This is a genomic window from Pseudomonas oryzihabitans (genome assembly GCF_024652905.1).
In the GTDB taxonomy this organism is placed as follows: domain Bacteria; phylum Pseudomonadota; class Gammaproteobacteria; order Pseudomonadales; family Pseudomonadaceae; genus Chryseomonas; species Chryseomonas benzopyrenica.
On sequence record NZ_CP102428.1, the window covers coordinates 3,624,712 to 3,648,831 of the forward strand.

Consider the following 24,120-nt stretch of genomic DNA (forward strand, 5'->3'; position numbering starts at 1 on the left):
GAAAACGGCGCCGCCTTTTCCACCTGAGGATGGGGCGCCGAAGGTGCCCTCACCCTAGCCCTCTCCCAGAGGGAGAGGGCTAGGGCTTCAGCGCACCACGCCTTCCTCGCGCAATACCTTGAAGATGGCGGCGGCTGCCGCTTCCGGGGTCAGATCCTTGAGGACCTGGCCGCCATCGCCGGAGGCCTTGGCCGTGGCGGCCTTGAAGCGGTCGGCGGCGGTCTTGGCCTTGATCACCTTGAGGCGCTTGGGGCGCGCCTTGGCCGGTTGCAATTCGCCGTTTTCGAACAGACTGTCCTGCACCACCTCGGTGGTTTCCACCTGCAGCTCGCCACGTCGAGCCGGGCCGAAGGCGCTTTGCCGCGGCGCCGGGGCGGCGCTGTCGACGCTGGCGACAAAGGGCAGCCGTACCCGCAGCCGCCGGCGCTGACCCCGTGGCAGGGCCTGGAGCACCGTGGCCTGGCCGCCTTCCACGGCTTCCACCGCGGCGAGGCCGACCACCAGCGGCCAGCCGAGGGTCTCGGCCAGCAGATAGGGCAGCAAACCCGAGCCCTCGCCCGTCTCCGCCTGGCTGCCGGTCAGTACCAGACCGGCGCCGACCTCGCGCAGGGTGTCGCCCAGGGCTGGCAGGGCATCGGCGCCCGCCGGTTGTTCCAGTACGTGCAGGGCCGGCACGCCCATGCCCAGATAGCCGCGCAAGGCCTCTTCGGCGGGATCACCGGCGTGCAGCACGCGCAGCTTGTCGCCGACCAGGCGCAGGCCCAGTTCGACCGCGCGGGCATCCTGTTCCGCCCGCCGGGCCCGCCCGGAGGTGGGATGGGCGCCAACGGACACCAGGGCCACGACCTTGACGCCGTCCAGCGACGGCAGCTTCTGCTCAAGCGACATCCTGCAACTCCCCTGCCCGCTGTTGTTCGACCAGCCGCGCCAGGGCGGCCAGGATGGCGTCACCGTTGCCGATCACCGAGAGATCGGCACGCTTGACCATGTCGCAGCCCGGATTGGTATTGATAGCGATGACCTTGTCGCAACTGGCGATGCCCTGCAGGTGTTGCACGGCGCCGGAGATGCCCACGGCCAGATAGACCCGCGCAGTGACCCAGGTGCCGGTGGCACCCACCTGGCGGTTGCGCGGCATGTGGCCGTCGTCCACCGCCACCCGCGACGCGCCCTCGGTGGCACCCAGCAGCGCGGCGGTGCTATGGAACAGCTCCCAGTCGCGGATACCGTTACCACCGGAAAGAATGAATTCGGCTTCGCCCAGGGGAATCTGCATGGGATCCACGGCGACCGGGCCGAGATCCTCGATGCGTGGCAGGTGGCGGGCGATATTGCCTTCCAGCTGCACGGGCAGGACTTCGTGGCGAGTCTCGCCGACCGGCTCCGCACACTCCGGCAGGGCCAGGACCAGACGCGGCAGCGGCTGCTGCAGATCCTGGCGACCGGCTCCGGCACGGCCGATGACCAGGCCGTCCTTGACCTGCCAGACACGGGTGGCGGGGCGCTCGTGCAGGGCAGCGCCCAGGCGCCGGCCCAGCTCACCGCCACCGCTGCGGCTGTCGGGCAGCAGCCAGTGGCGCGGCTGCAGTTCGTTGTTCACCGCACGCAGCGCCAGCACCCGTTGTTCGGGGGCATAGCCCTGGAATTGCTCGCCTTCCAGATGCAGCAGGCGATCCACCCCGGCGGTATCGAAGGCGGTTTCCTTGACCTCGCCAAAGACCACCGCCAGCACGGCGCCCTCGGCGCCGGCCAGTTGCCGGGCAAGGCCCAGCAGGTCACGGTCATGGGCGGTCAGGCGACCACTGACCAGATCCGGAACCACGGCGATGTAGAAGGCCGGTTCGGCGATCCGGTGCAGCGGCAGCTGTTCTTCCACCGCCTGGGCGGCGCCACGACGACCGCCGCCCTGCTGGGCGCCGCTGCGGTCGATACGCTTGACGCCCTGGGGGCCGACGAAACCGACGGCCGCGGCGTGGGGATTCTTGCGGACCAGGCCGTTGGGGCCCATCCAGCGGGCTTCAGCATCGGCGCTGCTGGCGATGCTCGCGTGCAGGGGATGCAGACGGTTGCGCGCGATCCACTCGCGGCGCGGATCGCGACGGATGATGCTCATGCTGGGCGCTCCGTTTGAAAATGGCAGGTTAGGTGCGCGGTGGGCCTCTCACCCCAGCCCTCTCCCCTGAGGGGAGAGGGGGTAAAAGCGGTGAACACCGGGACTTGTCTGGCACACCTGATCATCCCCTCTCCCCACGGGGAGAGGGCTAGGGTGAGGGGGCCACACACCGCACTCACGACAAGGCCTCCGCCACCGGCCGCCGCGCGGCGGCCGGCTTGCTGTCCACCGGTGCCTCGACGATGGCTTCGGCCACCAGCTCGGCGATGTCCTTGATCTCCGGACGCGGGGCGACCACGCCTTCCAGCATCAGGGTGCACTGAGGGCAGCCCACGGCCACCAGCTCGGCGCCGGTTTCCTGGATGTCGGCCATGCGCATGTCGGGAATCCGCTGCTTGCCAGGGATATCGGTGATGGGCGCGCCGCCGCCACCGCCGCAGCAGCGCGAACGGAAGCCGGAACGCTCCATCTCCTTGACCGCGATGCCCAGCGCTTTGAGCACCGCGCGCGGCGCCTCGTACTCGCCGTTGTAGCGGCCCAGGTAGCAGGGATCGTGATAGGTGATGGTGGCGCCCTGCTCGGCCAGGGCGTGCTGCCCGAGATGCAGGGAACCACGGCTGAGTAGGGTCTCGATGAAGGTGCTGTGGTGCTGCGCCTGGTAGTGGCCGCCCAGGTCGCCGTACTCGTTCTTGAGCATGTGGAAGCTGTGGGGATCGCAGGAGACGATGGTCTGGAAGCGATACCGGCTCAGGGTCTCGATGTTGCGCTTGGCCAGTTGCTGGAAGGTGGCCTCGTCACCCAGACGGCGGGCCACGTCGCCGCTGTCGCGCTCTTCCAGGCCGAGCACGGCGAAGTCCACCTTGGCCGCCTTGAGCACCTTGACGAAGGCGCGCAGGGTGCGCTGGTTGCGCATGTCGAAGGCACCGTCGCCGACCCAGAACAGCACCTCGGCCTGGCCCTTGTCCTTCATCAGCGGCAGGTCCAAGTCGGCGGCCCAGTTCAGGCGGCCACCGGGGGCGAAGCCGCCGGGGTTGTCGGTGGCGATGAGATTTTCCAGCACCTCGGCGCCCTTGTTCGGCGTCTCGCCGCGTTCCAGGGTCAGGTGGCGGCGCATGTCGACGATGGCATCGACGTGCTCGATCATCATTGGGCATTCCTCGACGCAGGCACGGCAGGTGGTGCAGGACCAGAGGGTCTCGGCATCCACCAGGGCCTTGCCCTGGCGCGCCACGATCGGCAGGTGCGGACCGCCGGCGTGCTCGCCGACCGGCTTGCCCGGATAGGGCGAGCCGAAGTAGCGGGCATCGCTGCCGCCCTTGAGGCCGACCACCATGTCCTGGATCAGCTTCTTGGGATTGAGCGGCTGGCCGGCGGCGAAGGCCGGGCACATGGCTTCGCAGCGACCGCACTGGACGCAGGCGTCGAAGCCGAGCAGCTGGTTCCAGGTGAAGTCGGCGGGTTTTTCCACGCCCAGCGGCGCTTTGGGATCGTGCAGGTCCAGCGCCTTGAGACCGCTGGAGCGGGCGGCGCTGGCGTTGTGCGGGGTGCTGAAGCGCTCGGCGCGACGGTGCCAGGCCAGGTGCAGGGCACCGGCGAAGGCGTGCTTGATGGGGCCGCCCCAGGTCATGCCGAGGAACAGCTCGGACACGCCCCAGGCCACGCCCACCGCCAGCACCGCGGCCAGCAGCCAGCCGCCGAAGTCCGGCGGCAGGATGCCGGCGACCGGCAGGGTGGCGATGAAGAAGCTCGCGGCAAAGGCCAGCAGGCTCTTGGGCAGGCGCATCCAGGGGCCCTTGGACAGCCGCGCCGGCGGGTTGCGGCGGCGCTTGGCGACGAACAGGGCGCCGGTGAACATGCAGGCGGTGGCCGCCAGCAGCGCCCAGCCGAGGATGCGGCTGTGCAGGCCGAAGCCGTGCACCAGGATGGCCAGGAGCGCCGCCAGGACGAAACCGCCGGCGGTGGCCACGTGGGTCTTGGAGATGTACTTGTCGCGGTCGACCACGTGGTGCAGATCCACCAGGTAGCGCCGCGGCATCTTCAGCAGCCCGCCCAGCCAGTCGACCTCGGCCGGACGCCCCTGTCGCCAGAGGCTGAAGCGGCGCACGGCACCGATCACGGTGAGGGCCAGGGCGGCGAAGAGCAGGATGGGGAGGATGGTGTTCAACATCGATCTATCCTCACAGGGCGGGCCCCGCAGGCGCGGCCGGGGTAGCGAAGCGCCGGGGGCCGCAGAAGGTGAGCTATCGCGGCCATGGGCCGCTCCTACGAGGGACGTTCGGAGCCTGTAGGAGCGGCCCATGGCCGCGAATTTTCGAGCAGCGATTAGGCCGTCTTAGAAGTCCTTGCACAGGCGCAGGGCGTCGTAGATGGCGGCGTGGGTGTTGCGCTGGGCCACGCAGTCGCCGATCCGGTAGAGCAGGTAGCCGTTGCCGGTCTCGCCGAGCGCCGGCTGCGGCTCGATGGCGAACAGCGCCTCGATGTCCATCTGGCCCTTGTTGCGCGAGTCTTCCTTGAGGGCGTAGTAGAGCCCCTCGTCCGGGCGCACGCCGTTCTCGATGACGATCTGGTCGACCACGCGCTCTTCGCGGGCGCCGGTGTATTCGTTCTCCAGCACCGCGACCTTCTTGTCGCCCTCGGCATAGACCTTTTCCAGCATCAGGTCGCCGGTCATGATCACTTCCTTGGGGTAGAGGCTGCGGTAGTAGGTCGGGAAGGTGGTCCCGCCGATGGCCACACCCGGCTTGATGTCGTCGGTGACGATCTCGACCTGGGCGCCCTTGTCGGCCAGGTAGTCGGCCACCGACATGCCGGTAAATTCGCAGATGGTGTCGTACACCAGCACGTTCTTGCCCGGCTCGACCTTGCCCGAGAGGATGTCCCAGCTGCTGACCACCAGGCCGTCGGCGGCGTGCCAGTGGTCGACCTGTTCCAGGAAGGGATGGCCGCCGTTGGCCAGGATGACGATGTCCGGGCGCAGGTCGAGGATGGTCGCCGGATCGGCGGCGGTGCCCAGGCGCAGGTCTATGCCCAGGCGCGCCAGCTCCAGCTGGTACCAGCGGGTGATGCCGGCGATCTGGTCGCGCTGCGGGGCGCGGGAGGCCAGGGTGATCTGGCCGCCGAGCTGCTCCTGCTTCTCGAACAGGGTGACGTCATGGCCGCGCTCGGCCGAGACGCGCGCGGCCTCCATGCCGGCCGGGCCGCCGCCGACGATGACCACCTTGCGCTTGGGCCCGGTGGACTTCTCGATGATGTGCGGCAGGCCCATGTATTCGCGGCTGGTGGCGGCGTTCTGGATACACAGCACGTCCAGGCCGTTGTACTGGCGGTCGATGCAGTAGTTGGCGCCGACGCACTGACGGATCTGGTCGATCTGCCCCATCTTGATCTTGGTGATCAGGTGCGGATCGGCGATGTGGGCGCGGGTCATGCCGACCATGTCGACGTAACCGCCCTCCAGGATGCGGGTGGCCTGGTTCGGATCCTTGATGTTCTGGGCGTGCAGCACCGGCACGTTGACCACTTCCTTGATGCCCGCCGCCAGGTGCAGGAAGGGCTCCGGCGGATAGGTCATGTTGGGAATGACGTTGGCCAGGGTGTTGTGGGTGTCGCAACCCGAGCCGACCACGCCGATGAAGTCGAGCATGCCGGTGTCGCTGTAGTACTTGGCGATCTGCTTCATGTCGTCGTGGGACAGGCCGTCCGGGTGGAATTCATCCCCGGTGATGCGCATGCCGACGCAGAAGTCGTCACCGACCTCGGCGCGCACGGCCTTGAGCACCTCCAGGCCGAATCTCATGCGGTTCTCGAAGCTGCCGCCCCATTCGTCGGTGCGCTTGTTGACGCGCGGCGACCAGAACTGGTCGATCATGTGCTGGTGCACGGCGGACAGCTCGACGCCGTCCAGGCCACCGGCCTTGGCCCGGCGTGCGGCCTGGGCGAAGTTGCCGATCACCCGCCAGATCTCTTCCGGCTCGATGGTCTTGCAGGTGGCCCGGTGCACGGGCTCGCGGATGCCCGACGGCGACATCAGGGTCGGCCAGTGGCCGCCGTCCCAGCGCGAGCGCCGGCCCATGTGGGTAATCTGGATCATGATCTTGGCGCCATGCTTGTGCATGGCGTCGGCCAGATTCTGGAAGTGCGGAATGATGCGGTCGGTGGAGAGGTTGACCGAACTCCACCAGTGCTGCGGGCTGTCGATGGCGACCACCGAGGAACCCCCGCAGATGGCCAGGCCGATGCCGCCCTTGGCCTTCTCTTCGTAATACTTGACGTATCTGTCGGTGGTCATGCCGCCGTCGGTGGCGTAGACCTCGGCGTGAGCCGTGGACAGCACGCGGTTGCGGATGGTGAGCTTGCCGATCTGGATCGGCTGGAACATTGCTTCGAAGGCCATGACCTTCTCCTCGATCGGCTGGTGCGCGGTCTTGAGCCGCGCTCTTGCTCTGGGGGGTGTCGCTGGGGTGGCGGCGAGCGGGTCGCTGGCCACCCGGGGGCAGGGCGTTATTTCGGCCGGGTGACGAACAGGCCGTCGTCGTGGCCTTCTTCGGACCCGCTGTATTCCTGGACGGTGACGGTGCGGATGGCACTGCCCTTGGCGGCCAGGATCTGGTCGATGGCGCCGGAGAACCAGCCGGTGAACATGTAGTCCACCTTGCGATTGACCTTGCCGTAGACGTAGACGAAGGCCGAATGCTTGAGCTTGACCTCGGCGTAGCCGGTGTCCAGGTCGAGCTTCTGGGTCTCGAACAGGCCCCAGCCGCGCTGCGACAGGCGCTTCATGTAATGCTCGAACACCGCGGCGCCGTGGATGCCATGGCACTCGGCTTCCTTTTCGCACCAGTGCCAGGCCGACTTGTAGCCGGCCTTGTAGAGGATCTCGGCGTACTTGTCGGCGCCCAGGACTTCTTCGATGCCCATGTGGTTGTTGACGAAGAAGTGCCGGGGTACGTACAGCATCGGCAGGGCGTCGGTGGTCCAGACGCCGGTTTCGTCGTCGACCTGGATGGGCATTTCGGGGGCGTGGCTGGCCATGTGTGGAGCTCCGATTCGCTAATACGTATCTAAAAAAAGGTGTGGGTGAATGCCTGTGGAGCCGTAGCGAGCGCGCCGCTGACAAGGAGCCCCGCAGTGCCAAGTGAGAGCAGTACCGAGGTACGGCGAACCTGGCGCGAGGACGCGACGCCGCTAGCGGTGTGCGCAGTAGGCTCCAGAGGTATTCACTACTCGCCCCAGACTTCGCCGAGGATGCGCATCCAGTTCTCGCCCATGACCTTGCGCACGGTGCGCTCGGGCATGCCGCGCTTGAGCAGGGTCTCGGTCAGGTTGGGGAATTCGCCCACGGTGCGGATGCCCAGCGGGTTGACGATCTTGCCGAAATTGGTCAGGCGACGGGCGTAGCCCTTGTCGTGGGTCAGCCACTCGAAGAAGTCGTGGCCGTGGCCCTGGGTGAAGTCGGTGCCGATGCCGATGGCGTCTTCGCCCACCAGGTTCATCACGTACTCGATGGCCTCGGCGTAGTCGTCGATGGTCGAGTCGATGCCCTTGGCCAGGAAGGGGGCGAACATGGTCACGCCGACGAAGCCACCGTGGTCGGCGATGAACTTGAGTTCCGCATCCGACTTGTTGCGCGGATGCTCCTTGAGGCCGGACGGCAGGCAGTGGGAGTAGCAGACCGGCTTCTTGGATTCGAGGATGACTTCCTCGCTGGTCTTGGAGCCGACGTGGGAGAGGTCGCACATGATGCCGACGCGGTTCATCTCGGCGACGATCTCGCGACCGAAGCCGGACAGGCCGCCGTCACGCTCGTAGCAACCGGTGCCCACCAGGTTCTGGGTGTTGTAGCACATCTGCACGATGCCCACGCCGAGCTGCTTGAAGATCTCGACGTAGCCGAGCTGGTCTTCGAAGGCATGGGCGTTCTGGAAGCCGAACAGGATGCCGGTCTTGCCTTGGGCCTTGGCCTGGCGGATCTCGGCGGTGGTGCGCACCTGGACCACCAGGTCGCTGCACTCGCGGATCAGCTTCTGGCTCGCCGCGATGTTGTTGACCGTCGCCTGGAAGCCCTCCCATACCGAGACGGTGCAGTTGGCGGCGGTCAGGCCACCCTTGCGCATGTCTTCGAAGAGTTCGCGGTTCCACTTGGCGATGATCAGCCCGTCGATGACGATGCTGTCGGCGTGGAGTTCGGTGGCATTCATGACAGGCTCCGGCGTTGGTCTCGCGCCGGAACGGGTGCCGGCGATTCGAGGCCAGCATAGCCCCGGGGTCCTGGCCGACCGGATGCAAAAACGACAGGGGTATCACCAGAAGCGTCAGGCCAGGGTCGCGCTACCGGTCAGCGACCGCGGCGAGCTCGCCCGCCGACAGCCGGCCCTCGCGGCGAGGCCGATCCTCCCGCGGACTCAGGCCGAAGCGCTGGCGGTAGCAGCGGGAGAAATAGGAGGCGGACTCGAAGCCGCAGGCCAGGGCCACGTCCAGCACGCTGGCCTCGCCCTGCTGCAGCAGCTGGCGCGCCTGGTCCAGGCGCAGTTGCAGATAGAAGGTGGAGGGGGTCGTCTGCAGATGGAGGCGGAACAGCCGCTCCAGCTGACGACGGGTCACCTGGATGCCGGCGGCCAGCTCCAGGGTGCCCAGGGGCGTCTCGGTGTGGCGCTCCATCCGCTCCACCACCCGGATCAGCTTGCGATTGGCGATGCCGTAGCGCTGCGCCACCTGCAGCCGCTGGTGCTCGCGCGGCGGGCGGATGCGCCCGAGCACGAATTGCTCGGAGACCTGCACCGCCAGCTCGCTGCCGTGGCTGCGGCCGATCAGCTCCAGCAGCAGATCGAGACTGGCCGTGCCGCCGGCGCAGGTGATGCGGCCGCGGTCGATCTCGAACAGCTCGCCGGTCACCACCAGCTGCGGCCAGGCTTCGCGGAAGGCCGCCACCGCCTCCCAGTGCAGGGTGACCCTATGGCCATCGAGCAGGCCGGCGCGGGCCAGCACCAGGGCGCCGGTGTCGATGCCGCCCAGGGGATGGCCGTGGCGGGCGACCTGGCGTAGCCAGCCGGCGAGGCCATCGTCGTAATGGGCCAGGGGCTCGAAACCGGCCACCACGAACAGGGTGGTGCCCGGCGCCAGCGCGTCCAGGCCGCCGTCGACATTGACCGACATGCCGTTGCTGGCAGTCACCGCTGCCCCGTCACGTCCGAGGATGCGCCAGTCATAGCTGCCCGGACGGAAGCGATTGGCCACCCGCAGGGGTTCCAGGGTGGCGATGAAGCCCAGGGCGGAAAAGCCGGGCAGCAGGAGAAAGGCAAAGGACTGCGGCATGGGTGGGGCGTCCTCGGTAACGATTGACTTGTGCAAGCAAGAAGGTCGCCAGGGTGCAAATTCAGGTCGTCGGGCTACGCATGCCTGGCAGGCGAGGCGCCTAGGGTAGAAGGCAACCGGCAGTCATCCCCGCCCGCCGCTCCAGGGAGTTCGCCATGCCCAACAAGACCCTCAGCACCACCCTCCTCGCCTGCGGCCTGCTGGCCGCCACCCTCGGCAGCGCCCGCGCCGCCGATCCCGACAGCTGCCAGACCGTACGGATGGGCATCGTCGGCTGGACCGACGTGGTCGCCACCAGTGCCCTGGCCGAGGTCATGCTCGAAGGCCTCGGCTACGGCGTGAAGCCGACCACCGCCTCCCAGCAGATCATCATGGCGGCCATGGGCGACAAGAATCTGGACGTGTTCCTCGGCTACTGGCAGCCGACCATGCAGCCGGTGGTGCAGCCCTTCGTCGACAAGGGCCAGGTCAAGGTGCTGACCCCGCCGCTGCTGGCCGATGCCCAGTCCACCTTCGCGGTACCTGAATACGTCTACGAGGGGGGCCTGAAGACCTTTGCCGACATCGCCCGTTTCAAGGACAGGCTCGGCGGCAAGATCTACGGCATCGAGCCGGGCAGCGGCGCCAACCGTGGCACCGCCGAGATGATCAAGACCGACCGCTTCGGCCTCAAGGACTTCCAGCTGGTGGAGTCCAGTGAGGCGGGCATGCTCACCGCCGTGCGCCGGGCCGAGAAGCGCAAGGAGTGGATCGTGTTCTTCGGCTGGAAGCCGCACCCCATGAATCTGCAGATCAAGATGCGCTACCTGACCGGCAGCGAAGACGTCTTCGGCCCCAACGAAGGCCAGGCCACGGTCTCGGTGGTGACCACCGCCGACTATCCGCAGCGCTGCCCCAATGTCCAGCGCCTGCTCGCCAACCTGCACATGGACAGCGCCGAGGTCAGCGCCGTGATGGCCCCCATCCTGGAGCGCACCGCACCCAAGGACGCTGCGCGTGCCTGGCTCAAGAACAACCCGCAACGCCTCGACGCCTTCCTCCAGGGCGTGACCACCCGCGCTGGCCAGCCCGCCGCCATCAAGCTCTGATCGCCCAAGGACAGACCCCATGAACACCGATGTCATCGTCACCTGCGCCCTGACCGGGGCCGGTGATACCGTAGGCCGCAATCCCCATGTTCCCGTCACCCCGGCAGAGATCGCCGCAGCCGCCCTGGAGGCCGCCCGCGCCGGCGCCACCGTGGTGCACGCCCATGTGCGCGACCCCGCCACCGGCAAGCCCAGCCGCGACGTGGCCCTCTATCGCGAGGTGGTCGAGCGTATCCGCGAGGCGGACGTCGAGATCGTCATCAACCTCACCGCCGGCATGGGCGGCGACCTGGAGATCGGGCCGGGCGAGACGCCCACCGACTTCGGCCCCGGCTCGGACCTGGTCGGCCCCCTCACCCGCCTGCTGCACATCGAGGAATTGCGTCCGGACATCTGCACCCTGGATTGCGGCACCCTCAACTTCGGCGATGGCGACTTCATTTATGTCTCCACCCCCGCGCAACTGCGCGCCGGGGCCAGGCGCATCACCGAACTGGGGGTGAAGGCTGAGCTGGAGATCTTCGACACCGGCCACCTCTGGTTCGCCAAGCAGCTGCTCAAGGAAGGTCTGCTGAAGGATCCGCTGTTCCAGCTGTGCCTGGGCATTCCCTGGGGCGCCCCGGCCGACACCACCACCATGAAGGCCATGGTCGACAACCTGCCGCCGGGCGCCTGCTGGGCCGGCTTCGGCATCGGCCGCATGCAGATGCCCATGGCCGCCCAGGCCATGCTGCTGGGCGGCAACGTCCGCGTCGGCCTGGAAGACAATCTCTGGCTGGACCGGGGCGTCCACGCTACCAACGGCAGCCTGGTGGAGCGGGTCATCCAGATCATCGAACGGCTGGGCGGCCGTGCCCTGAGCCCCGCCGAAGGGCGGGACCGGATGCAGCTGGGAGGTGCCCGATGAGCGCCGTCTTCGCCGCCCTCGGCACCGGCGTGATCGGCGCCGGCTGGATCGCCCGCGCCCTGGCCCGGGGCCTGGACGTCCGTGCCTGGGACCCGGCGCCCGGCGCCGAGGCCGCCCTGCGCACCCGCCTGGCCAATGCCTGGCCGGCGCTGGAGGCCCAGGGCCTGGCAGCCGGCGCCAGCCTGGAGCGCCTGAGTTTCCATACCGATCTGGACGCCGCGGTCGCCAGCGCCGACGTCATCCAGGAAAGCGCCCCCGAACGCCTAGAGCTCAAGCGCGAACTGCATGCCCAGGTCAGTCGCGCGGCACGGCCCGACGCCCTGATCTGCTCCAGCACCTCGGGCCTGCTGCCCAGCGACTTCTATGCCGAGGCGCTGCACCCCGAGCGCTGCCTGGTAGGCCATCCGTTCAATCCGGTCTATCTCCTGCCACTGGTGGAGGTGGTGGGTGGCAGCCATACCTCGGCGGCCAACCTGGCGCGCGCCGAGGCCTTCTATCGCGAGTTGGGCATGCGACCGTTGCGGGTGCGCAAGGAGGTGCCCGGTTTCATCGCCGATCGCCTGCTCGAAGCCCTCTGGCGCGAGGCCCTGCACCTGGTCAACGACGGGGTCGCCACCACCGGCGAGATCGACGACGCCATCCGCTACGGCGCCGGCCTGCGCTGGTCGTTCATGGGTACCTTCCTCACCTACACCCTGGCCGGCGGCCCAGCGGGCATGCGCCACTTCATGCAGCAATTCGGCCCGGCGCTGAAGCTGCCCTGGACCTATCTGGAAGCCCCTGAGCTGACCGACGGCCTGATCGACGCCGTGGTCGAGGGTACCCAGGCCCAGCAGGGCGACCTGGAACTGGCGGCGCTGGAGCGCTATCGCGACGACTGCCTGCTGGCGGTGCAGGCGGCCATCGCCGACTGCAAGGCGCGCCACGGCATCTTGGATTAGGAGCGGCCATGATCATCCACCGTACTACGGTCGCCCGCGAGTGGGTCGACTATAACGGCCATCTGCGCGACGCCTACTATCTGCTGATCTTCAGCCACGCCACTGACGCCCTGATGGACGCCATGGGCTTGGACGCCGCCGGCCGCGCGGCCAGCGGGCACTCGCTATTCACCCTGGAGTGCCACCTCAACTTCCTCCATGAGGTGAAGGCGGACGCCCAGCTGGAGGTGCGGGTGAGATTCCTGGCCCTGGACGCCAAGCGCCTGCACCTGCACTTCGGCTTCCATCACCAGGGCCAGGCCGACCTGTTGGCCGCCTCCGAGCAGCTGCTGCTGCACGTCCACCTGGACGGTCCCCGCTCGGCACCCTTCGCGCCGCGGGTGCACGACTGGCTGGCGACCCGGCTGGCGGCGCAGCGGGACGAGCCCTGGCCGGAGCATGTCGGGCGGGTCATTGGCCTGCCCCCGCCCCGCCCATGAAGGCGCCGCCGCTGTCGACGGACATGGCCGCCTTCGTCGCAGCCAGCCAGGCCTTCGCCACTACCGATCCAGACTTCCAGGCACAGCGCCAGGCCTATGCGCGGCTCTGCGCCGCCCTGGCGCCGGCTGACTACAGGGGCCTGGCGGTCAGCGATCACCGCGCCGGCGCCGTACCGTTGCGGCTGGTGGCGCCGCGAGAGTCCGCCGCTGACCGCCCCGCCCTGCTCTATCTGCACGGCGGCGGCTGGATGCTCGGCGACCTGAACTCCCACGGCTTTCTCGCGGCACGGCTGGCGCGGCGACTGGGGCTGGCGGTGCTGCTGGTGGACTATCGCCTGGCGCCGGAGCATCCCTATCCTGCGGCCCTGGACGATGCCCGGCGGGCCTGGGACTGGCTGCAACGTGAGGCTCAGGCACTGGGGTTGGACGAGCGCCGGCTGGCGGTGGCCGGTGACAGTGCCGGCGGCACTCTCGCCGCGGCCCTGTGCCTGGCGCTGCGCCAACAGGGTCGCGCCCAGCCGCGGGCTCAGGTACTGATCTATCCCGCGCTGACGGATCGGGGGCTGCCCAGCGAGCGCCATCAGGCCCAGGCACCGCTGCTGAGCGCGACCGACTGGCGGGCTTGTCTGGATGCCTATCTGCCCCGCCCGGAAGATCGCCGGGATCCCCTCGCCTTGCCGCTGCAGGCTGGCGATTTCAGCTGGCTGGCGCCCGCCCTGGTCGCCGTGGCGCGGCGCGATCCCCTGGCTGACCACGGCCGCGCCTATGCTGCCGCCCTGCGCGCGGCGGGTAACTCCTGTCGGCTATGGGAGGGCGCCGGCCTGCTGCATGGCGCCCTGCGCGCCCCGGGTCGGCGCGCCGAAGCCCTGCGCTGTGCCCTGGAGCGCTTTCTCGGCGGCGAACTGGGCTTGGCACCCGCGGCCAACCTGTCAAAAGACAAAAAAAAACCTCAACCGCTGGAGACGGAAGAGGTTCAAACGCCCTGATGGGCCTCAGTGTGTAACCGTGGATTGCTCGGCTCTGGAGGCGAACAACCGCAAAATATCGTGGATAGGGCGCATTCTAACGGCGAACGTCGGTTTTGACCCTGCGGCAGATTGTCCAGGCAGGGCGTCGTAATAAACCTACATTGCCTGGCTGGCCGGCGAGGCGCTTTCCAAAAACGACATCGGGCTATGCGGCGACGCCAGCCTGGCTTGCCGTCTGCGACGCCAATGGGAGAATCCAGGCATTCCACCTGAGAGGGCAGTGCCATGATGATCGCCGACTTGATCGACCAGGACGACTTCCGCGACCGCCTGCGTGCGCTGGGTTTCAACGTGACGCCCGCGGCAACCGCGGACGAAGCCTGTCGCCAGGCCGTGACCGGGCTCAACCAAGAGCGTGCCCAGGCCCTGCGCCAACTGATCCAGGAGTTGCTGTCCGGCAGCGCGGCGCTGCTGCCGGCGGTACGCCAGGCCATCGACCAGCAATTGCTGCCGGCCCTGGCTCAGGCGCGCGCCTAACGCACCCTAGGGTCGCAGCAGACTCAGGCGGCCCAGCACCGGTAGCCGTCCCAGGCCACGCAGGGGTGGCGTCAACAGACGTTCACCCCTGTGGGCGAGCCCCGCTGCAAGCGGGGTATGCAGGCCCAGGCTGATGACGCCCAGGGCCAGCGCCAGGCCGCCGATGTAGTCATCCGAACCCCAGTGGGCGCCAGCCACCAAGCGCGGCAGCATGAACAGCACCGCCAGCGCGGCCACCACCAGGCGGCGTCCGCCGCGGGTGAAGTGCGCCATGAACAGCGCCCAGAGCAGCAGCACCGAGGCGTGGTCGCCGGGAAAGCTGGCGCCGGACCTGTCCTTCAATTCCCAACCATGCTCCAGCCCGGGAAAGCGATCGCTGAGCAGATAGGCGCCCGGGAGCACGTCGGACGGGCTGGAATGCTGCAGGCCCCAGGCTTCGATGCCCTTGGTCAGCAGGGTTCGCACGATCAGCAGGATCACCAGCAGGCCGATGAAGGTCGCCAGCGCCGGCCGTACCTGATGGGTCGGATAGGCCCAGCCGCCGCGAACTAGCAAGGCCAGCAGCACCAGGCCAACCAGGGCATCCACCGGTCGCAGGCTGAAGAAGGTCCAGAGATAGAGCCAGGCGGTGGAATGCGCCAGAGGGGCATTGAGGGAGTGGAATAGCCCGGCATCGAAGGCCAGCAACTGGGTACGAACGGTGGGAATGAGCCAGAGCAGCAGCAGGCCCAGAGCCAGAGCCTGGCACAGCGCCAGGCGACGCCACTGCCAGGTGGCGGTGAAGAGGGGAGCGTTCATCGAGGTCTCTTTTCACGAAAATTTCACGAATAGACCGACTCGACCTCGATGACGTCACACTTTGTTACAGCCAGATGACGCAACACTCCTTTGCGATCATCGACTCAACCAAAGAAGGCCAGCGCTTCTGCCACGACCAGATCCGGTAATTCCTCCGCCAGGTAATGGCCACCCGGCAAGGCGCAACCACTGACCTGGGTGGCCACCTGACGCCATTCGGCCAGCGGATCGAAGCAGCGCCCGACAGTGCCTTCGGCGCCCCAGAGCACGCGGAGTGACAGCTCCAGCCGGCGCCCGGCATCCAGGTCGGCCTGGTCGTGCTCCAGGTCGATCCCGGCACTGGCGCGGTAGTCCTCGCAGATGCCCCGGGCGGTGCCAGGCAGGCTCAGGCAGCGCAGGTATTCGGCTAGCACTTCCGGTGGAAAGGGGGCCAGGCCGGCACTGCGCGTACCCATCACGCCCTTGAGATAGCCTTCCGGATCGGCTTCGATCAGCCGCTCCGGCAACGGCGCCGGGCGAATCAGGAAGAACCAGTGCCAATAGGCGCGGGCGAAGGCCTCGTCGGTCTGCCGATACATGGCCAGGGTCGGGGCGATGTCCAGCAGCATCAGCCGCTCCACCGCCGCGGGATGATCCAGCGCCAGGCGATGGGCGACCCGGGCGCCGCGGTCGTGGGCCAGCACGGCGAAGCGCTGGTGGCCCAGCAGGCGCATCAGCGCGACGTTGTCCCCCGCCAGGGTGCGCTTGCTGTAGGCCTCCGTGCCCGCGTCGGGCTTGGCGCTGTCGCCATAGCCGCGCAGATCGGCGGCCACCAGGGTGAAGCGCTCGGCCAGCCGCGGCGCCACCTTATGCCACATCATATGGGTCTGGGGATGGCCGTGGAGCAGCAGCAGCGCCGGGCCCTGACCGCCGACGCGGCAATTGATCTCGACGCCGCCGACGTTCAGCCGCCGCTGTTCGAGGCCCGCAAAGAGGCTGTCCATCTCAGGCCAGGGCCGCGGCGATGGCCTGTCCCAGGCTTTCGGTGGTGCCCTGGCCGCCGAGGTCGCGGGTCAGGGGCGCCTGTTCGGGACCCTGGCGCAGCACGGCCTCGATGGCCGCCACCACGGCAGCGCCGGCGTCGGCATGGCCGAGATGCTCCAGCATCATGGCGCCACACCAGATCTGGCCGATGGGATTGGCGATGCCGCGGCCGGCGATGTCCGGCGCCGAGCCGTGCACCGGCTCGAACAGACTGGGGAAATTGCGTTCCGGGTTGATGTTGGCCGAAGGCGCGATACCGATGGTGCCGGTGCAGGCCGGGCCCAGGTCGGAGAGGATGTCGCCGAACAGGTTGCTGGCCACCACCACGTCGAACCAGTCCGGGTGCAGGACGAAGTTGGCGGTGAGGATGTCGATGTGGAACTTGTCCACTGCCACGTCTGGATAGGCCTTGCCCATCTCCTCCACGCGCTTGTCCCACCAGGGCATGGTGATGGCGATGCCATTGGACTTGGTGGCCGAGGTCAGTTTCTTGCGTGGCCGCTGCTGGGCCAGGTCGAAGGCGAACTTGAGGATGCGGTCGGTGCCGTGACGGGTCATGACCGTTTCCTGGATCACCACCTCGCGTTCGGTACCCTCGAACATGATGCCGCCGACACTGGAGTACTCGCCCTCGGTGTTCTCGCGCACCACATAGAAGTCGATGTCGCCCGGCTGGCGATTGGCCAGGGGCGCCTTGACCCCGGGCATCAGCCGGCAGGGCCGCAGATTGACGTACTGGTCGAAGCGACGGCGGAATTGCAGCAGCGAGCCCCAGAGGGAGATGTGGTCGGGCACCACGTCCGGCCAGCCGACGGCGCCGAAGTAGAGGGCGTCGTAGTCCTTGAGCGTCTCGAACCAGTCGTCCGGCAGCATCTTGCCGTGGGCCTGGTAGTACTCGGCGCTGGCGAAGTCGAAATGGTCCCACTGCAGGTCGATACCGAAGCGCTGGGCAGCGGCGTCCAGCACGCGGATACCTTCGGGCATGACTTCCTTGCCGATGCCGTCACCGGCGATGACCGCGATCTTGTAGGGCTTGGACGCTTGCATGGGCTTTCTCCGGCAGTCTGGGTGGGATGGACCCAGTGTAGTCCTGCGGCACAGGCGTACAATCCCGCCAAAGGGAAAGCCATTCTCAACCTGGGATCAAGAATCTTGTCCGCCGACGACCTCGCCTTCTTCGTCCGCCTGGCTGGCCATCCCAGCCTGACCGCCGCTGCCCGGGAGCTGGGGCTGTCGCTGGCAGCCGTCAGCAAGCGACTCACTGCCCTGGAGCGCCGCCTGGGCGTGCAATTGATCCGCCGGACCACCCGGCGGCTGGACCTGACGCCGGAAGGCCTGCGCTATCTGGAAGGCGCCCGACCGCTGCTGACCCAGCTGGAAGACCTGGAGGCTGCCGTCGGAAGGCCCGATGCGCCGCTCGCCGGGGTGCTCAATCTCAACGCCACCTTCGGCTTCGGCCGCCGGCACCTGGCGCCGCTGCTGTCGGACTTCGCCCACTGCCATCCCGGGCTGGAAGTCAATCTGCACCTCTCCAGCCATCCGGTGAACCTACTGGAAGGGCCCTTCGACCTGGATATCCGTGTCGGCGAGCCACCGGATGCCCGGGTCATCGCCCACCGCCTGCTAGATAACCGTCGCCTGCTCTGCGCTGCCCCCGCCTACCTGGCCCGGGCCGGCGTGCCGGAAAGCGTGGCGGACCTGGCGCGGCACAATTGCCTGGTGCTGCGCCAGGATGCGGGCGACTACGCCGTCTGGCGCTTCACCAAGGCCGGCCAGCACTTCGCCCAGAAGGTGCGCGGCAGTCTCAGCAGCAACGATGGCGAGGTAGTGGTGCGCCTGGCGCTGGAGGGCCATGGGCTGATCCTGAGATCGGAATGGGACGTGGCCGAGCTGATCGCCAGTGGCGCCCTGGTGCCAGTGCTGACCGATCATGAGGCGCCGGCTGCAGCCATCTATGCGGTACACCGCCAGCAGCGCCATGTGCCGCGTCGGCTTTCCGAACTGATCCGCCATCTGGCGCAGGAGCTGCCCGCGCGGCTGGGGCGCTAAGGCTGCACGAATCTTCCAGACCGACATCAGGTCAGTAATTAGACTGGAAAGCCCGCAGATCCCCTTCTCTCGCCATGGCCGACGATCACTGGATCCAGCTGCAGCAGGACGCCGAGACCGGCATCGAGACCCTGCGCGCCCATTTCGAGGGCCATGCCTATGATCCGCACTGGCACGACGCCTATCTGGTGGGCTACACCGAGCAGGGCCTGCAGCAATTCCACTGTCGGGGCCAGCGCCACCTGAGCACCCCGGGGCAGGTCTTTCTGCTGGAGCCCGGCGAGTTGCACGACGGCCAGGCGCCGGAAGCCGAGGGCTTCACCTATTCCATGCTCTACCTCGATCCCCAGTGGCTGGCGCGCGAGCTGCAGGGCCTGCACGGTGAGGCCCGGCCGCTGGGCGAACCGGGCTTCGCCCGTACCCTAGTGGACCAGGCCGAGCTGCACCGCGCGGTAGCCTGGGCCCATGACGTCTTGAGTCGGCCAGAGCTGCGCATCGTCCGCCAGAGCGCCCTGGACGCCCTGCTGCTGCGCCTCTTGCCGCAACTGCAATGGCGAGCGCCCCAGGCGGGCGATCCGCGCCTGCCCCAGGTTGCTCTGCGCGCCCGGGACTTCCTGCATACCCATCATCAGGAAGACCTCGGCCTGGAAGAACTGGCCCAGGCCTGTGGCGTGGACAGATTCCGCCTGACCCGTGCCTTCAAGGCGGCCTTTGGTCTGGCACCCCACGCCTATCTGGTGCAGCTGCGATTGTCGCGGGCACGCCGCCTGCTGGCCGACGGCCTGTCGCCGGCAGAGACCGCCGCCGCCCTGGGCTTCGCCGACCAGAGTCACCTGGGCCGCTGGTTCCGCCGCGCCTATGGCCTGACCCCGGCGGCCTATCGCGCGCGCTGCTCGAATCTTCCAGACCGCTAGCGGCAGGCTTGCGACCCTGGGGCTCCCTCCAAACCGGGAGTCTCCCATGTCCCTGCTGCCCTTCCTGCTGTTCGCCCTGGTCGCCTCCATCACCCCCGGGCCGACCAATGTGCTCATCCTCGGCCACAGCGCTCGCCACGGTACCCGGGCCAGTCTGCCGCTGGTACTGGGCGGTAGCCTGGGCGCGGTGGCCCTGGTCCTGGTGGTGGGTTTCGGTCTCGGCCAGACCCTGGCCCGACATCCCGACTGGCAGCGCGGCCTGGCCTGGGCCGGCGTGCTCTGGCTGAGCTGGCTGGCCTGGCAACTGGCCCGTGCCGGCGCGCCCGCGGTCACAGATGACAGCGCCCGCCTGGGATTCGGCGGCACCGCCGGCCTGCAGGTGCTCAACCCCAAGAGCTGGAGCATGGCGCTGGCGGTGGTCACGGTCTATGCCGAGCCCGGCGCCGACCTCTGGCGGCAGGTGCTGGTCCTGGCCTTGGTGTTCCTGCTGGTGTCTGTGCCCTGCCTGGGCCTCTGGGCGCTGCTCGGCCGGGTCGCGGCGCGCAGCCTGAGATCGCAGCGCGCCTGGCGTGGTTTCAACCTGGGGATGGCGGCGCTGTTGCTCGTCTCGGCCTGGGCGACGGTGGTCTAGACCGGCGCACTGCCCTGATCGCGGAAGTTCTCTTCCAGGTGCTCCAGCCAGGCGCGCACCGCCGGCAGTTGGCCACGGCGGTGCGCATAGGCCGCCTGGAGATGGCCACCGGGGATCGACCAGTCCGGCAGCAGGCGTTGCAGGCGGCCCTCGGCCAGCTCGGCCTGACAATAGACCAGCGGCAGGAGGGTATAGCCGAGACCCGCCAGGGCGGCGGCCTTGCGCACGCCGAAGTCATCGATGCCCAGGCGTGCTTCCAAAATCAGTTCGCGACGTTCGCCCTGAGGTCCTGCGAGACGCAGGTGTACCTTGCGATCCACCTCCAGGGCGCCCAGCAGTGGCAGGCCCAGCAAGGCTTCCGGGGTATCCAGCCGGCGCCCGGCGAGCAACTCGGGGGTCGCCACCAGCACCACGGACGCCTGGCGCAGCCGCCGCACGACCAGGCCTGGTTCTTCGTCGTCCACGTCCCGCACGCGCATGGCGACGTCCACCCCTTCGTTGATGATGTCCACCCGCCGGTTGACCAGCAGCATGTCCAGCTGCACCTGGGGATAGCGGGTAAGAAAACGCGTCACCACCTCGGGAAGATACTGCTGCGCCAGGGCCACCGGGCAGGACACCCGCAGCGGCCCACGCGGTTCGCTGGACAGGCTGGCGGCGGTTTCGGCGGCGCTTTCCGCCTCGCGCAGCAGCGCCTGGCAGTGCACCAGATAGCGCTCGCCCAGGGTGGTGAGGGTCAGGGTGCGGGTGGTGCGCTGCAACAGGCGCGCGCCCAGCCGAGTCTCCAGCTCGGCGATGCGGCGGGACAGCCGCGACTTGGGAATGCCCAGCAGCCGCCCGGCGGCGGCGAAGCCACCGGCCTCCACCACCTTGGCGAAGTAGGCGAGGTCATTGAGATCTTGCATAGGCGATTGTCCTATCCATGGGACGAAGCATCGCATTTTAGCTGGCTAATCAGCTGATCGTCTTATCGGTAGTCTGGGCTCATCGCATCGAAACCTACAGGACTACCGTCATGAAACTCTTGCACATCGATTCCAGCATCCTCGGCGATCATTCCGCCTCCCGTGCCTTGACCGCCAAGGTCGTTGAAGCGCTCAAGGCCGCCACGCCGGGTCTGGAGGTGATCTACCATGACCTCGCCCACGACGCCCTCGGGCACTTCTCCAGCGCCAGCCTGGCCGCTGGGGCCACCCCGGCCGAGCAGCGCAGCGCCGAACAGCGCGACGAAGCGGAGCGCAATGCTCGCGCCCTGCAGGAATTCCTCGCCGCCGACGTGCTGGTGCTGGGTGCGCCCATGTACAACTTCACCATTCCGACCCAGCTTAAGGCCTGGATCGACCGCATCACCGTGGCCGGTACCACCTTCCGCTACAGCGAAGCCGGTCCGGAAGGCCTGTGTGGCGACAAGAAGGCGATCATCGTCGCCACTGCGGGCGGCATCCATGCCGGCAAGCCTACCGGCATAGCCCACGAGGACTATCTGCAGCTGCTGCTGGGCTTTCTCGGCATCACCGACATCCAGATCGTTCGCGCCGAAGGCCTGGCCTATGGCGACGAAGCCAAGAACGCGGCCCTGGCCAGCGCCGAGCGGCAGATCGCCGACCAATTCGCCTAGGGTCAGGCACCCTCACCCCCGGCCCCTCTCCCTGAGGGAGAGGGGAGCAGAGCGGTCCTCGGCTTTGCAGGGTGAGTTTGAATAAGCCTGAAGCGTCTTTTATTGCTAGCGCTAGCCCGGCCTCAGCCTTGGGGCGCCAAGGGGAAGGATCCTTGGGGCCCCGGGCATGGAACCTCAGCCGGCACTCCATCCCGCTCTTCCCCCTCTCCCTCCGGGACAGGGCTGGGGTGAGGGCAAGGCCCCGTCTCAGCTGAACCCCACCACCGGATGCGGGACGTAGGGCGCTTCCAGGGCGGCGATCTCTTCGTCGCTCAGGTGCAGCTCCAGCGCCGCCACCGCGTCTTCCAGATGTTGCGGCTTGGACGCGCCGACGATGGGCGCATCGACGCCCGGCTTCTGCAGCAGCCAGGCCAGCGCCACCTGAGCGCGCGGTACGCCGCGGGCCTCGGCGATGCGGGCCACGGCGGCGACGATCTGCCGATCGGATTCCTCGCTGGCGGTATAGAGGGTCTTGCCGAAGGCGTCGCTTTCGGTACGCGCCGTGCTGGCGTCCCAGTCGCGGGTCAGGCGACCACGGGCCAGCGGGCTCCAGGGGATCACGCCAATACCGGCATCGCGGCACAGCGGCAGCATCTCCCGCTCCTCTTCGCGGTTGAGCAGGTTGAGGTGGTTCTGCATGGTGGCGAATCTGGTCCAGCCATGGCGCTCGGCGGTGTGCAGCGCCTTGGCGAATTGCCAGGCGTACATGCTGCTGGCGCCGATGTGCAGCGCCTTGCCGGCCTTGACCACGTCGTGCAGGGCCTCCAGGGTCTCCTCGATGGGCGTGTGATAGTCCCAGCGATGGATCTGGTAGAGATCGACATAGTCGGTGCCCAGGCGCTGCAGACTGGCGTCGATGGCGGCAAAGATGGCCTTGCGCGACAGGCCGCCGACATTGGGTCTATCGCGCAACGGGAAGTACACCTTGGTCGCCAGCACGATCTCCTCGCGCACGGCGTGGGCCTTGAGGAAGCGACCGACGATTTCTTCGCTGGTGCCATCGGAGTAGCTGTTGGCGGTGTCGAAGAAGTTGATGCCCAGATCCAGGGCCATCTTCAACAGCGGCTGGCTCTGATCTTCCGGCAGGGTCCAGGGATGATTGCCGCGCTCGGGCACGCCATAGGTCATGCAGCCGAGGCAAAGGGGCGAAATCTTCAGACCGGTGCGGCCGAGAGTGCGATAGTTCATGGGGGCCTCCAGGGATGGTCGAAAGAGGTTGACCACGCAGTTCCCGGATCGACTGCAACGAACTTACCGGCTGCCGCCTGGTTCTAGATGGATTCCTAACCTACAACCGGAGACGCTCCATGAAGAAATATGCTTCCGCGGTCTGGCAAGGCGGTCTGAAAGATGGCAAGGGCCATATCTCCACCGAGAGCGGCGCGCTCAAGGACAATGCCTACGGCTTCAACACCCGTTTCGAAGGCACGCCGGGCACCAATCCCGAAGAACTGATCGGCGCGGCCCATGCCGGCTGCTTCTCCATGGCCTTCTCCATGCTGCTGGGCCAGAACGGCCTGACTCCCGAGCGGATCGAGACCAAGGCCGACGTGACCCTGGACAAGGTCGGCGACGGCTTCGAGATCACCACCATCGATCTGACCATGAAGGCCAAGATCCCCGGCGCCACCCAGGAGCAGTTCACCACCATCGCCAACCAGGCGAAGGAAGGTTGCCCGGTGTCCAAGGTGCTCAAGGGCGCCAAGATCAACCTGAACGCCACGCTCGAAGGCTAAGGGTCTGAGGCGTCTGCCGATGCCGCTCCGGCATCGGCAACACCCTGTTCCAGAGCCTGTTCGCCGAGCTGTCCGCAAGTCGCTAGACTGCTCCGACCCCGCTTTCGGAGAGTACGATGAACGACTCCATCTTCATGACCCTCTTTTCCATCCTCGCCGTGTTGCTGTTGGGCGGCGGCATCTACGGTTGCGTGATCCTCAACCGCCAACGCAAGGACATCGAGAAGAACGACAGCGAAGGCTAGGCCGGTCGCCGACCTGCCAGGTAACGCACGCCCGTGGGGCCGAAGACCTCGGAATGCGGCTTCTGGGCGGCGAGCTGAAAGATGTCACCGACGCCGTAGTGGCGTTTGCCAGCGGCGCTACGGATACGCAGCTCACCTTGGATTACCAACGCCCTGGCTTCGAAGGGGTGGGCATGGGGTTCCAGCCTGCCCAGGGCATCGCGCTCGACCAGTACCGGTGGCTGGAAACCCTCGCGGGCAAGTTGCTCGATGAAGGTGGCCTGGTCCATGGGTGCTCCTGACGCCAAGAAGGGATGATCAGCGCCCAGGCTAGGCGCCTCACCTCTTCGCAGCCAGTGCAAAGGCACTATGAGGAGCCCTGGCTTTGGCTATGGCCAGCTTCGAAGCAAGGACGCCATGGATACCTCGGCCAGCCGAGGTTCCACGTGGAGCATCAGCGCTCCAGCTTGCGCTCGACCTCAGCGTTCTTGCGCTTGAGCGCTTCTGTTTCCTGTTCCTTGGTCTTGATATCGGTGGGCGTGAGGACCTTGTCGATGCCATCGGTCGGCGTCGACTCCGGCTGCTCCATGTCTTTCTTCACCACATCCACGGGGCGTCCCGCTTCGTCGAGCGCGGGTTCGTTGGGTGGGGTCTTGCCCAGGTGGGCATCGGAACGCTGGTCACTCATGGCAGGCTATCCTCGATAGGGTCCTTCTTTCGAGCGCAACGACCGCCACGGAGTTC

The 24,120-nt window shown here is 67.6% G+C and carries 26 protein-coding genes; 12 read left to right on the plus strand and 14 right to left on the minus strand.

All coding sequences use genetic code 11. The features are described 5' to 3' along the window. Positions 1-87: 87 nt before the first annotated feature. The 7 genes from etfB to NRG74_RS16805 form a co-directional block, all read right to left on the minus strand. Positions 88-888 (minus strand): electron transfer flavoprotein subunit beta, encoded by an 801-nt coding sequence (etfB, locus tag NRG74_RS16775; RefSeq protein WP_437181155.1) that lies wholly within the window; start codon positions 886-888, stop codon positions 88-90. Beyond that, positions 878-2,113, minus strand: coding sequence for an electron transfer flavoprotein subunit alpha (gene etfA, locus NRG74_RS16780; RefSeq protein WP_257704857.1), 1,236 nt, complete (start codon positions 2,111-2,113; stop codon positions 878-880). The genes etfB and etfA overlap by 11 nt, the downstream gene beginning before the upstream one ends. A gap of 175 nt (positions 2,114-2,288) precedes the next feature. Beyond that, positions 2,289-4,280 carry a dimethylglycine demethylation protein DgcB gene (gene dgcB, locus NRG74_RS16785; protein WP_257704858.1) on the minus strand — a complete coding sequence of 664 codons (1,992 nt, stop codon included), beginning with the start codon at positions 4,278-4,280 and terminating at the stop codon, positions 2,289-2,291. A gap of 165 nt (positions 4,281-4,445) precedes the next feature. After that, positions 4,446-6,506, minus strand: coding sequence for a dimethylglycine demethylation protein DgcA (dgcA, locus tag NRG74_RS16790; RefSeq protein WP_257704859.1), 2,061 nt, complete (start codon positions 6,504-6,506; stop codon positions 4,446-4,448). Positions 6,507-6,613: 107 nt separating this feature from the next. Then, positions 6,614-7,144, minus strand: coding sequence for a DUF5943 domain-containing protein (locus tag NRG74_RS16795; protein WP_007160248.1), 531 nt, complete (start codon positions 7,142-7,144; stop codon positions 6,614-6,616). A 188-nt stretch (positions 7,145-7,332) separates the two neighbouring features. After that, positions 7,333-8,310: a dipeptidase gene (locus tag NRG74_RS16800; RefSeq protein ID WP_257704860.1), complete on the minus strand. Its 978-nt coding sequence runs from the start codon at positions 8,308-8,310 to the stop codon at positions 7,333-7,335. A 130-nt stretch (positions 8,311-8,440) separates the two neighbouring features. Beyond that, positions 8,441-9,424, minus strand: a complete 984-nt coding sequence (locus NRG74_RS16805) for a GlxA family transcriptional regulator (protein ID WP_257704861.1) — start codon at positions 9,422-9,424, stop codon at positions 8,441-8,443. Between the two features lie 155 nt (positions 9,425-9,579). Here NRG74_RS16805 and choX point away from each other — a divergent pair, with 155 nt between their 5' ends. From choX to NRG74_RS16835, 6 genes are all read left to right on the plus strand, one after another. Next, a complete protein-coding gene (gene choX, locus NRG74_RS16810; protein WP_257704862.1) occupies positions 9,580-10,512 on the plus strand; it encodes a choline ABC transporter substrate-binding protein in 933 nt (310 codons plus the stop codon). 19 nt (positions 10,513-10,531) lie between these two features. After that, positions 10,532-11,419: a 3-keto-5-aminohexanoate cleavage protein gene (locus NRG74_RS16815; RefSeq protein WP_257704863.1), complete on the plus strand. Its 888-nt coding sequence runs from the start codon at positions 10,532-10,534 to the stop codon at positions 11,417-11,419. Beyond that, complete coding sequence (locus tag NRG74_RS16820; RefSeq protein ID WP_064309110.1) at positions 11,416-12,360, plus strand: L-carnitine dehydrogenase; 945 nt, start codon at positions 11,416-11,418, stop codon at positions 12,358-12,360. The genes NRG74_RS16815 and NRG74_RS16820 overlap by 4 nt, the downstream gene beginning before the upstream one ends. Positions 12,361-12,368: 8 nt before the next feature. Next, complete coding sequence (locus NRG74_RS16825; RefSeq protein ID WP_257704864.1) at positions 12,369-12,839, plus strand: thioesterase family protein; 471 nt, start codon at positions 12,369-12,371, stop codon at positions 12,837-12,839. After that, positions 12,836-13,825 (plus strand): alpha/beta hydrolase, encoded by a 990-nt coding sequence (locus NRG74_RS16830; protein WP_257704865.1) that lies wholly within the window; start codon positions 12,836-12,838, stop codon positions 13,823-13,825. The genes NRG74_RS16825 and NRG74_RS16830 overlap by 4 nt, the downstream gene beginning before the upstream one ends. A gap of 267 nt (positions 13,826-14,092) precedes the next feature. After that, complete coding sequence (locus NRG74_RS16835; protein WP_017641580.1) at positions 14,093-14,344, plus strand: hypothetical protein; 252 nt, start codon at positions 14,093-14,095, stop codon at positions 14,342-14,344. Positions 14,345-14,350: 6 nt separating this feature from the next. On the opposite strand, the gene NRG74_RS16840 is transcribed toward NRG74_RS16835, so the two are convergent. From NRG74_RS16840 to NRG74_RS16850, 3 genes are all read right to left on the minus strand, one after another. Further along, complete coding sequence (locus NRG74_RS16840; RefSeq protein WP_257704866.1) at positions 14,351-15,142, minus strand: phosphatase PAP2 family protein; 792 nt, start codon at positions 15,140-15,142, stop codon at positions 14,351-14,353. 104 nt (positions 15,143-15,246) lie between these two features. Then, a complete protein-coding gene (locus NRG74_RS16845) occupies positions 15,247-16,125 on the minus strand; it encodes an alpha/beta fold hydrolase (RefSeq protein WP_257704867.1) in 879 nt (292 codons plus the stop codon). Position 16,126: 1 nt separating this feature from the next. Beyond that, positions 16,127-17,212 carry a tartrate dehydrogenase gene (locus NRG74_RS16850; RefSeq protein ID WP_257704868.1) on the minus strand — a complete coding sequence of 362 codons (1,086 nt, stop codon included), beginning with the start codon at positions 17,210-17,212 and terminating at the stop codon, positions 16,127-16,129. Between the two features lie 105 nt (positions 17,213-17,317). On the opposite strand from NRG74_RS16850, the gene NRG74_RS16855 reads away from it, so the two are divergent. From NRG74_RS16855 to NRG74_RS16865, 3 genes are all read left to right on the plus strand, one after another. Then, positions 17,318-18,214: a LysR family transcriptional regulator gene (locus NRG74_RS16855; RefSeq protein ID WP_257704869.1), complete on the plus strand. Its 897-nt coding sequence runs from the start codon at positions 17,318-17,320 to the stop codon at positions 18,212-18,214. 74 nt (positions 18,215-18,288) lie between these two features. Then, positions 18,289-19,128: an AraC family transcriptional regulator gene (locus NRG74_RS16860; RefSeq protein WP_257704870.1), complete on the plus strand. Its 840-nt coding sequence runs from the start codon at positions 18,289-18,291 to the stop codon at positions 19,126-19,128. A 46-nt stretch (positions 19,129-19,174) separates the two neighbouring features. After that, positions 19,175-19,759 (plus strand): LysE family translocator, encoded by a 585-nt coding sequence (locus NRG74_RS16865; RefSeq protein ID WP_160922184.1) that lies wholly within the window; start codon positions 19,175-19,177, stop codon positions 19,757-19,759. Here NRG74_RS16865 and NRG74_RS16870 read toward each other — a convergent pair. Continuing rightward, complete coding sequence (locus tag NRG74_RS16870) at positions 19,756-20,664, minus strand: LysR substrate-binding domain-containing protein (RefSeq protein WP_257704871.1); 909 nt, start codon at positions 20,662-20,664, stop codon at positions 19,756-19,758. The two genes, NRG74_RS16865 and NRG74_RS16870, sit on opposite strands and share 4 nt — an antisense overlap. Positions 20,665-20,774: 110 nt before the next feature. Here NRG74_RS16870 and NRG74_RS16875 point away from each other — a divergent pair, with 110 nt between their 5' ends. Then, a complete protein-coding gene (locus NRG74_RS16875; RefSeq protein WP_257704872.1) occupies positions 20,775-21,377 on the plus strand; it encodes an FMN-dependent NADH-azoreductase in 603 nt (200 codons plus the stop codon). Between the two features lie 246 nt (positions 21,378-21,623). Here NRG74_RS16875 and NRG74_RS16880 read toward each other — a convergent pair whose 3' ends face one another. Next, complete coding sequence (locus NRG74_RS16880) at positions 21,624-22,604, minus strand: aldo/keto reductase (protein WP_257704873.1); 981 nt, start codon at positions 22,602-22,604, stop codon at positions 21,624-21,626. A 119-nt stretch (positions 22,605-22,723) separates the two neighbouring features. Here NRG74_RS16880 and NRG74_RS16885 point away from each other — a divergent pair, with 119 nt between their 5' ends. Next, positions 22,724-23,152 carry an OsmC family protein gene (locus NRG74_RS16885; protein WP_017641568.1) on the plus strand — a complete coding sequence of 143 codons (429 nt, stop codon included), beginning with the start codon at positions 22,724-22,726 and terminating at the stop codon, positions 23,150-23,152. A gap of 116 nt (positions 23,153-23,268) precedes the next feature. Next, positions 23,269-23,397, plus strand: coding sequence for a hypothetical protein (locus NRG74_RS16890; RefSeq protein ID WP_017641567.1), 129 nt, complete (start codon positions 23,269-23,271; stop codon positions 23,395-23,397). Here the strand turns inward: NRG74_RS16890 and NRG74_RS16895 are convergent. Then, entirely contained in the window at positions 23,394-23,666 is a 273-nt protein-coding gene (locus tag NRG74_RS16895; protein WP_257704874.1) for a cupin domain-containing protein, read from the minus strand. The genes NRG74_RS16890 and NRG74_RS16895 overlap by 4 nt on opposite strands. A gap of 164 nt (positions 23,667-23,830) precedes the next feature. Beyond that, the gene (locus tag NRG74_RS16900; RefSeq protein ID WP_257704875.1) at positions 23,831-24,064 is read right to left on the minus strand and encodes a hypothetical protein; all 234 of its coding nucleotides are present in this window, start codon (positions 24,062-24,064) and stop codon (positions 23,831-23,833) included. Positions 24,065-24,120: the final 56 nt, after the last annotated feature.

Bases quoted from the DNA above. Each gene is read 5' to 3' on its own strand.
- NRG74_RS16830 (WP_257704865.1), top strand. From the start codon at position 12,836: ATGAAGGCGCCGCCGCTGTCGACGGACATGGCCGCCTTCGTCGCAGCC.
- NRG74_RS16860 (WP_257704870.1), top strand. From the start codon at position 18,289: ATGGCCGACGATCACTGGATCCAGCTGCAGCAGGACGCCGAGACCGGC.
- NRG74_RS16880 (WP_257704873.1), bottom strand. From the start codon at position 22,604: ATGAACTATCGCACTCTCGGCCGCACCGGTCTGAAGATTTCGCCCCTT.
- dgcA (WP_257704859.1), bottom strand. From the start codon at position 6,506: ATGGCCTTCGAAGCAATGTTCCAGCCGATCCAGATCGGCAAGCTCACC.
- NRG74_RS16890 (WP_017641567.1), top strand. From the start codon at position 23,269: ATGAACGACTCCATCTTCATGACCCTCTTTTCCATCCTCGCCGTGTTG.
- NRG74_RS16875 (WP_257704872.1), top strand. From the start codon at position 20,775: ATGAAACTCTTGCACATCGATTCCAGCATCCTCGGCGATCATTCCGCC.
- etfB (WP_437181155.1), bottom strand. From the start codon at position 888: ATGTCGCTTGAGCAGAAGCTGCCGTCGCTGGACGGCGTCAAGGTCGTG.
- NRG74_RS16820 (WP_064309110.1), top strand. From the start codon at position 11,416: ATGAGCGCCGTCTTCGCCGCCCTCGGCACCGGCGTGATCGGCGCCGGC.
- NRG74_RS16865 (WP_160922184.1), top strand. From the start codon at position 19,175: ATGTCCCTGCTGCCCTTCCTGCTGTTCGCCCTGGTCGCCTCCATCACC.
- NRG74_RS16835 (WP_017641580.1), top strand. From the start codon at position 14,093: ATGATGATCGCCGACTTGATCGACCAGGACGACTTCCGCGACCGCCTG.
- etfA (WP_257704857.1), bottom strand. From the start codon at position 2,113: ATGAGCATCATCCGTCGCGATCCGCGCCGCGAGTGGATCGCGCGCAAC.
- choX (WP_257704862.1), top strand. From the start codon at position 9,580: ATGCCCAACAAGACCCTCAGCACCACCCTCCTCGCCTGCGGCCTGCTG.
- NRG74_RS16815 (WP_257704863.1), top strand. From the start codon at position 10,532: ATGAACACCGATGTCATCGTCACCTGCGCCCTGACCGGGGCCGGTGAT.
- NRG74_RS16795 (WP_007160248.1), bottom strand. From the start codon at position 7,144: ATGGCCAGCCACGCCCCCGAAATGCCCATCCAGGTCGACGACGAAACC.
- NRG74_RS16845 (WP_257704867.1), bottom strand. From the start codon at position 16,125: ATGGACAGCCTCTTTGCGGGCCTCGAACAGCGGCGGCTGAACGTCGGC.
- dgcB (WP_257704858.1), bottom strand. From the start codon at position 4,280: ATGTTGAACACCATCCTCCCCATCCTGCTCTTCGCCGCCCTGGCCCTC.
- NRG74_RS16800 (WP_257704860.1), bottom strand. From the start codon at position 8,310: ATGAATGCCACCGAACTCCACGCCGACAGCATCGTCATCGACGGGCTG.
- NRG74_RS16825 (WP_257704864.1), top strand. From the start codon at position 12,369: ATGATCATCCACCGTACTACGGTCGCCCGCGAGTGGGTCGACTATAAC.
- NRG74_RS16840 (WP_257704866.1), bottom strand. From the start codon at position 15,142: ATGAACGCTCCCCTCTTCACCGCCACCTGGCAGTGGCGTCGCCTGGCG.
- NRG74_RS16900 (WP_257704875.1), bottom strand. From the start codon at position 24,064: ATGAGTGACCAGCGTTCCGATGCCCACCTGGGCAAGACCCCACCCAAC.
- NRG74_RS16805 (WP_257704861.1), bottom strand. From the start codon at position 9,424: ATGCCGCAGTCCTTTGCCTTTCTCCTGCTGCCCGGCTTTTCCGCCCTG.
- NRG74_RS16885 (WP_017641568.1), top strand. From the start codon at position 22,724: ATGAAGAAATATGCTTCCGCGGTCTGGCAAGGCGGTCTGAAAGATGGC.
- NRG74_RS16850 (WP_257704868.1), bottom strand. From the start codon at position 17,212: ATGCAAGCGTCCAAGCCCTACAAGATCGCGGTCATCGCCGGTGACGGC.
- NRG74_RS16870 (WP_257704871.1), bottom strand. From the start codon at position 20,664: ATGCAAGATCTCAATGACCTCGCCTACTTCGCCAAGGTGGTGGAGGCC.
- NRG74_RS16895 (WP_257704874.1), bottom strand. From the start codon at position 23,666: ATGGACCAGGCCACCTTCATCGAGCAACTTGCCCGCGAGGGTTTCCAG.